At 33.6% G+C, this 7,053-nt stretch carries 7 protein-coding genes and 1 pseudogene; 4 read left to right on the top strand and 4 right to left on the bottom strand.

All coding sequences use genetic code 11. The annotated features are described in order from the left end of the window. A pseudogene (locus ACEW8E_RS05535) lies at positions 1-165 on the bottom strand (IS1 family transposase); the annotation flags it as partial. A gap of 21 nt (positions 166-186) precedes the next feature. Between ACEW8E_RS05535 and ACEW8E_RS05530 the strand changes: the two are divergent. After that, on the top strand, positions 187-1,047 hold the full coding sequence (locus ACEW8E_RS05530) for an MFS transporter (RefSeq protein WP_373479344.1): 861 nt from the start codon (positions 187-189) through the stop codon (positions 1,045-1,047). Between the two features lie 101 nt (positions 1,048-1,148). Here the strand turns inward: ACEW8E_RS05530 and ACEW8E_RS05525 are convergent, their stop codons facing one another. Further along, positions 1,149-2,399: a SufS family cysteine desulfurase gene (locus ACEW8E_RS05525; RefSeq protein WP_373479343.1), complete on the bottom strand. Its 1,251-nt coding sequence runs from the start codon at positions 2,397-2,399 to the stop codon at positions 1,149-1,151. A gap of 318 nt (positions 2,400-2,717) precedes the next feature. Further along, complete coding sequence (locus tag ACEW8E_RS05520) at positions 2,718-3,689, bottom strand: SDR family oxidoreductase (RefSeq protein ID WP_373479342.1); 972 nt, start codon at positions 3,687-3,689, stop codon at positions 2,718-2,720. A 197-nt stretch (positions 3,690-3,886) separates the two neighbouring features. Here ACEW8E_RS05520 and ACEW8E_RS05515 point away from each other — a divergent pair, with 197 nt between their 5' ends. The 3 genes from ACEW8E_RS05515 to ACEW8E_RS05505 all read left to right on the top strand — a co-directional run bounded on the left by ACEW8E_RS05515 (position 3,887) and on the right by ACEW8E_RS05505 (position 5,642). Next, positions 3,887-4,123 carry a NifU family protein gene (locus ACEW8E_RS05515; protein ID WP_373479341.1) on the top strand — a complete coding sequence of 79 codons (237 nt, stop codon included), beginning with the start codon at positions 3,887-3,889 and terminating at the stop codon, positions 4,121-4,123. A 219-nt stretch (positions 4,124-4,342) separates the two neighbouring features. Then, positions 4,343-5,125: a PEP-CTERM sorting domain-containing protein gene (locus ACEW8E_RS05510; RefSeq protein ID WP_373479340.1), complete on the top strand. Its 783-nt coding sequence runs from the start codon at positions 4,343-4,345 to the stop codon at positions 5,123-5,125. Positions 5,126-5,321: 196 nt separating this feature from the next. After that, entirely contained in the window at positions 5,322-5,642 is a 321-nt protein-coding gene (locus tag ACEW8E_RS05505; protein ID WP_373479339.1) for a 2Fe-2S iron-sulfur cluster-binding protein, read from the top strand. Between the two features lie 47 nt (positions 5,643-5,689). Here the strand turns inward: ACEW8E_RS05505 and trmFO are convergent, their stop codons facing one another. Then, entirely contained in the window at positions 5,690-7,024 is a 1,335-nt protein-coding gene (trmFO, locus tag ACEW8E_RS05500; protein ID WP_373479338.1) for an FADH(2)-oxidizing methylenetetrahydrofolate--tRNA-(uracil(54)-C(5))-methyltransferase TrmFO, read from the bottom strand. Positions 7,025-7,053: the final 29 nt, after the last annotated feature.

Genomic DNA, 7,053 nt, shown 5'->3' with positions numbered 1-7,053 from the left:
ATACATTTTTAAGCATTCATTTCTTACCCCATCACTATAACCTCTGGAACTAATCTTTAGTGGATTTATAAACTGCCTACCACAATCAACACAAAGATGATTTTGCTTTCCTTTTTTAATTCCATTTTTGTGAATATGTTTAGACCCGCACTCTGGACATTGTATCATTTTTTTATTTTTGATAATTTGACCCCTTTATCTAAAAATCATACCTTAATTCAGCAACGCCCGATTCCGTTAGTGGCTAACCCAGAGGAATATTCTCAGGCGATCGCTCTTTCTAGTACTACTTATCAATTATTAGGTGTTTTAGGCCCAGGGTTAGCAGGTAGTATTGCTGCCTTCGTAGGTACAAGACAAGTTTTTTTCTTAGACGGAATTACTTTTCTCATCGCCTCTATCTTAATCATGACATTACCTAAACGATTAATCGTCAACCGAAACGAACAAAAAGCTAAAACTATTGGTAAAACCCTACAAGATATTAAGATTGGGACAATGAGCTTATTCCATGATTGTGATCTTCGTTATGCTTTAGCAATGCAGTTAGTCGCCGCTTTATCAGGTGCAGCAATTTTAGTTAATACGGTTGGTTATGTTCAAGGTACATTAGCTCTGAGTAAAATCGAATATGGTTGGGTAATGGCTTCCTTTGGAATTGGTGCTACTTTAGCATCTGTTGGCTTAGGAAATTTCAACCAAAAATATAAGCAAACACTCTTAACAAGCATTGGAGCAATTATTATTACTATAGCTATGTTACCTGTAAATTGGGGAAACTTAAATATATTATTATTGTTATGGTTAATAGCTGGAATCGGACAACCCCTAGTTAATGTGCCAACTCAAACTTTGATTGCCAATAAAATTGCCATTGAATTTCAAGGGAGAGTTTATGGGGCTCATTTTGCGTGGAGTCATTTATGGTGGGCTTTCTCTTATCCCTTAGCAGGGTGGATGGGAAGTAACTTATCTAACTCCTATTTTTTTTATAGTGGGATTATTGGTGTTGTATTTTTGATCCTAATTCATTTAATTTTCAAATAGTATTAGATTGCTTAGTTTTTAATCACATTAAAAGTAGAAAACCATTTTACAAAATTAATATGTGAGTCTATTCTGTAATTAATCAATTTTTAACTTAATCACTATTGAAAAAAAGAAATAGTATCTTTTAAAGCAATAATAAAAGCATCAATCTCCGCAAAAGTATTATAAAAATATAAACTTGCCCTAGCACTACCAGAAATATTTAAGTAACGGTGTAAAGGTTGGGTACAATGATGACCAGAACGAATAGCAATACCTTCATGATCTAAAAGTGTTGCTAAATCACTGCCATGAATACCTGTAACGTTGAATGCCGCTAAAGCAGCTCTTCCTTTACCTTCAGCCGTTGGCTGATTTCCGTAAATAGTTAAGTTAGGAATCTCATTTAATTGTTTAAATAAATATGCCGTCAATTCTTCTTCATAATCATGAATATTATCCATGCCTATTTTATTAAGATAATCTATCGCTGCACCTAGGGCGATCGCTTCCCCAATGGCAGGAGTACCAGCTTCAAATTTATGGGGCAATTCACCACAAGTAAAATGATCTAAATATACATCTGCAATCATTTCGCCACCGCCTAAAAAAGGAGGCATAGCTAATAATAACTCTTCTTTGCCGTATAAAAAGCCGATACCTGTTGTAGCACACATTTTATGCCCTGAACCTACAAGCCAATCACAATTCATCTGTTGAACATCGATGGGTAAATGAGGTAAACTCTGACAAGCATCAATTAAAACTTTTGCACCGTATTGATGAGCTAAATTGATAATATTTTCCACTGGGTTGATACAACCTAAAGTATTGGAAATATGAACAATAGAGACTAATTTAGTTTTATCAGATAATAGAGATTGATAATGACTAAAGTCAAATTCTTGAGTATCGGTTAATTCTACATACTTAATGACTGCGCCTGTTTTTTGGGCAATAATCTGCCAAGGAACGATATTACTATGATGCTCCATAACTGATAAAATAATCTCGTCACCAGTTTTAAGAGTATTTAAACCCCAAGTATAGGCAACAATGTTAATCGCTTCACTAGCATTTCGAGCATAAACAATTTCATTACGACTTTTTGCATTGATAAATTTAGCAATCTTGTCTCTAGCACCTTCATAAGCGTCTGTTGCCCTACCGCTTAAAGTATGAGCTCCTCTATGGACATTCGCATTATCATACTCATAATAGTGACGTAAAGCATCAATAACGGCATTTGGTTTTTGAGATGTTGCCGCATTATCAAGATAGATTAATGGTTTATCGTGAATTTTTTGATTAAGGATAGGAAAATCTTTTCTAACTTCATCGGCGATAGTTTTAACAGGTGTAAAAGTCATAATGGATAATGGATAATGAATAATGAATAATGAATAATGAATAATTTTAGATCTTTATTTTTAGTTTAATCATATTATAGCAGTTAGGATTTTTATTGAGTAATGTTAGAGAAAACACAAAGGTTAAAATATATTTTTTATGAAAACTTTTAGACTTTTTAAAACCTGATTTTAAGAATAAATAATGATGATAATATTAATCACTTATTCTTGGTTCATTTTTTAAGAAGTCTATATATAAATAGATTAACAACTATAAAATAATTAGAATCTACATAATTTTCTTGAGATTTATAAACAGTAGAATGATATTATAATTTACTTAAAAAAGTTGTTTTTCTTACGTTTTTTAATTTTATTTTTCTCATAATCAATCTCTTTAATTTTCTTCATAATGCGATCAAAATACTCTTGTAGATAGGCTTCTAAAGTAGTTGTATCTTTAGGATCTATATCAAAAGTTTTATATACTTCTTCCATGGGTGCATCTAAGGGTTTACCACTAGCCAACACTTCTGCAAAAGCTAGGCGATCTGATGTATTAAGAGTCCACTTAAACCAACGGGTAAAACCTCGTAAAAAACGGAGTAAACCAATGGGAATACGAGAAATTTTAGCAGTTTTTCCTGATAATCGTTCACAAATCTCAACAATCTGTTCCCCTGTCCATGGACGAGTTCCCACTACAGGATAACTACTATTAACGGTTTCAGGAATTTCTAAGGCTTTAATGGCAAATTTAGCAATATCTTGACTATTCATATAAGCAATAGGGGTATTTTCGCCACTTACCCACACTGGTTGATTATCAAGAATAGGGATACCATATTGAGCAATTAAGCCCTGCATAAATCCTGCTAACTTGAAAATAGTATAATTTACGCCAGATTCTTGTAAAAATAACTCAGTACAATGTTTTATCTCCATTAATGGTACATTTTCAAACTCTTGAGCATTAAGAATTGAGAAAAAGATATAACGTTTAATATTAAATTGTTTTGCAGCTTGAATTAAGTTAATTTTACCCTGCCAATCAACATCTTTAATTCTGAGAGAATCTGTAGCTCTCGATGTTGCTGCATCTATAATTACATCAATACCTTCTAAAGCTCGAATCAAACTCTCAGGTTTACAAATATCACCTTTAACTAATTCTGCACCCCATTCTTTCAAAAAACTAGCTTTACCGTTATTTCTCACTAAACAACGCACTTGATAATCTTTATCGATGGCATGACGTACTATTTGTCGCCCTAAAGTACCTGTTGCTCCTACTACTAATATTTTCATTGATTATTAAGTTTATTTACATATTTTTAAATTTCATTAAGATTTTATCAGAAAGGGGAGAGGGGGAATGAACAATTAACAATTAGCCGTAAACATAGGTATAAAAATCTTCCTTGTTTATCTCTTTATATTTAATTAAGGTAACTTTTGGTTATGATGGTGTTGTGAAAACTGAAATTGAGTAAATATTAGAGATTATGTCTTTAGCACTAACTAACGAAAACGTAGAACAAGTATTAGACGAATTACGTCCATATCTCATGGCCGATGGTGGTAATGTTGAGTTAGTAGAAATTGACGGACCTACGGTAAAATTAAGATTACAAGGTGCTTGTGGTTCTTGTCCTAGTTCTACTATGACTCTTAGAATGGGTATCGAACGCCGTTTAAGAGAATATATCCCTGAAATTGCCGAAGTAGAGCAAGTTTTTTAACATATTGGACAGTTGACAGTTAATTTAATTTTGTTAAATGCTTTTTTCTGCTAATTCTACATAGCTCGATGAGCTAATTTTTTCCTGTATTTAAGTATTTTTATAAAGTTTTTTTGTTGACTTTATCAAATCTTCTTCATAACTTTACAGAATCTTTTTATTATTTCTGAAGGTTTGTATTTACGATAATTATAGGAATTATTATAAACTCAAATTTTCATGAAATCTACTGACTTAGTTACGATTTTATCTACTGTAGCTCTTGGTTTAATGGTTAATACATTATCTGCTGAAGCTATTAGTTTTACCTCGTTATCAAACTTTACTGATACAGATTTTAATAACGCTAAAAGCTCCACTAATAGTAATTATTTTACTCAACCTTGGCAAGAAGATTGGGTAGCGGAAGTTAGAGGTGGAAATAACGCTACTAACGGTACTTATGAATTATCTGTTAATAATTGGACAACAAATAATGGTACTGATGTTACATACCCCTCTACTCAACAAAATATATTTACCAGCGGCCAAGCTGTTGATTTTTCGGTAAGTTATGATGGTACAAACGCAACTTTTCTTTGGGGTACAAATTTAGGGACATCTCAAAAAACTTTACAAAGCAGTAATTTAACCGAAGCATCTCGTTTCCCTAATGGACTTGATAGTATTTTTATTCGCCTTCGTTCTCGCATAACTACTCCTATAAATAGTTTTCAGCTTTCAAACTTAAATGTCAACGGTGTAGGTTATGGTGGCTCATTATTAGCGGATAATAGTGATAATTTAAACTATCTGTTAATAACAGGATTAAATGATAATTTTACTTTAACAGGTACTGCGGTGTTATCTTGGGAAGGAGCTATACCAAATAACTCTAATTTAGATATGACTATTAAAATGGGTTATGGTGCTGTACCCACAAATGTACCTGAACCTTCCACAATCATTGCTACATTAACGGCTTTAGGATTAGGTTCTTTAATGAAGAAAAAGGTACATTAAATTTAATTGCTAGGGTTTTTTAATTATATTTCTAAAATTAAAAGATTAGTTTGCCAAAAATCTCAAAATTCATTAATTAAACGGTGTTTGAAAAACTAAAAAAGCAAGAAATATATTTTTATGTTTATTTTAAGTCAAGACAAAATCTGCGTATAATGATAATTCGTGACTAAATATTGAAAATTAAAATCTTTTTATGACAAATATCTATACAGTAGAAATTATTAACCAAGGTCAAACTTATACTTTACAAGTACCTGAAGATCAAAAAATCTTAGACGTTGCTGAACAACAAAATGTAATTATACCTAATTCTTGTAATGCCGGAGTTTGCACCACTTGTGCAGCAAAAATCATTAGCGGTGAAGTAGAACAAAGTGAAGGTATGGGTTTATCTCCTGAGTTACAAGGAGAAGGTTATGCTTTACTATGTGTGTCTTATCCTCGCTCTAATTTAAAAGTAGAAACGGGTAAAGAAGATGAAGTTTACGATCGCCAATTCGGCAAAGCAAGTTAATAATTAATAGTTAATAATTAATAATTAACAATTAACAATTAATTCTCCTAGTCTCCCAGTCTTCGATATTCTGCGATCGCATCAAGGGATCTTTGAGCATAGCTTTGATAACGTTCACGTTTATTACGGATTTTCTCCGAAAATGGAGGAATTATGCCGAAATTGGGAGGCATGGGTTGAAAATGTTTAGCGTCGGCGGTGCTGATAAACTCAAATAAAGCTCCCATCATGGTGATATTCGGTAAAGTTAAAGGTGATTTATTTTGAGCGATTCTAGCGGCATTTGTACCAGCCAACCAACCTCCAGCGGCTGCTGCCGTATAACCTTCCGTGCCGATTATTTGCCCTGCGGCTAACAAAGTATCTCGATATTTAAACTGTAAAGTGTCTTTTAATAGTTGAGGTGCATTTAAAAAAGTGTTTTGGTGCATCACTCCCATACGCACAAATTCAGCATTTTCTAACCCCGGAATTAAGCGAAAAACCCTTTGTTGTTCTCCCCATTTTAAGTTTGTTTGAAATCCTACCATATTCCATAACTGCCCTGCTTTATCTTCTTGGCGCAACTGTACCACTGCATAAGGGCGTTTATCTTTATTTTCCCTAAAATCACCTAAACGAGCATCAAATAAACCAATGGGCTTCAAAGGGCCATATCTCATGGTTTCTTCTCCCCGTTGGGCTAATTCTTCAATGGGCAAACAGGCTTCAAAAAACTTAGCATTTTCTCGCTCAAAATCTTTTAATTCCGCTTGTGGTGCTTGACATAATTCTTTACGAAATTGTAAGTATTGCTCTTTATTCATAGGGCAATTCAAATATGCCGCTTCCCCTTTATCGTAACGAGACGCAAGAAAGGCAATATCTTTATTAATTGATTCTCCCACTATAATTGGACTAGCCGCATCAAAAAAGTTCAGATAATCCATACCTGTCAAATTTTGCAATTCTTGAGCTAAAGAAGAACTTGTTAAAGGACCTGTCGCTAATACTACAATTCCATCTGATGGTATTGCCTTAATTTCTTCTCGTCTAAGGGTGATTAAAGGATGATTATCAAGGGTTTGCGTTAATTCTTGACTAAAAACGCCTCTATCCACTGCTAACGCACCTCCTGCGGGTACACGATGTTTATCAGCTATTTTAATTACAATAGAGTTTAAAAGCCGTAATTCTTGATGTAATAACCCTGCCGCTCGATCAGTAGCATCAGCACCGAAGGAGTTACTACAGACCAATTCTGCCAATTCTTCGCTATGATGAGCGGGGCTTTTAACGACGGGGCGCATTTCATATAAGTCAACAGGGATACCAGCTTGAGCGATTTGCCATGCGGTTTCAGTACCAGCTAAACCACCACCGATTACAGTTATATTTTTCATGAAAATTAAGAAATTAGAGGAAACAGAGG

This window comes from Geminocystis sp. (assembly GCF_041753295.1).
Classification (GTDB): domain Bacteria; phylum Cyanobacteriota; class Cyanobacteriia; order Cyanobacteriales; family Cyanobacteriaceae; genus Geminocystis.
This window is presented reverse-complemented; position numbering and strand designations above follow the sequence as displayed.

Bases quoted from the DNA above. Each gene is read 5' to 3' on its own strand.
- ACEW8E_RS05525 (WP_373479343.1), bottom strand. From the start codon at position 2,399: ATGACTTTTACACCTGTTAAAACTATCGCCGATGAAGTTAGAAAAGAT.
- trmFO (WP_373479338.1), bottom strand. From the start codon at position 7,024: ATGAAAAATATAACTGTAATCGGTGGTGGTTTAGCTGGTACTGAAACC.
- ACEW8E_RS05515 (WP_373479341.1), top strand. From the start codon at position 3,887: ATGTCTTTAGCACTAACTAACGAAAACGTAGAACAAGTATTAGACGAA.
- ACEW8E_RS05510 (WP_373479340.1), top strand. From the start codon at position 4,343: ATGAAATCTACTGACTTAGTTACGATTTTATCTACTGTAGCTCTTGGT.
- ACEW8E_RS05520 (WP_373479342.1), bottom strand. From the start codon at position 3,689: ATGAAAATATTAGTAGTAGGAGCAACAGGTACTTTAGGGCGACAAATA.
- ACEW8E_RS05505 (WP_373479339.1), top strand. From the start codon at position 5,322: ATGACAAATATCTATACAGTAGAAATTATTAACCAAGGTCAAACTTAT.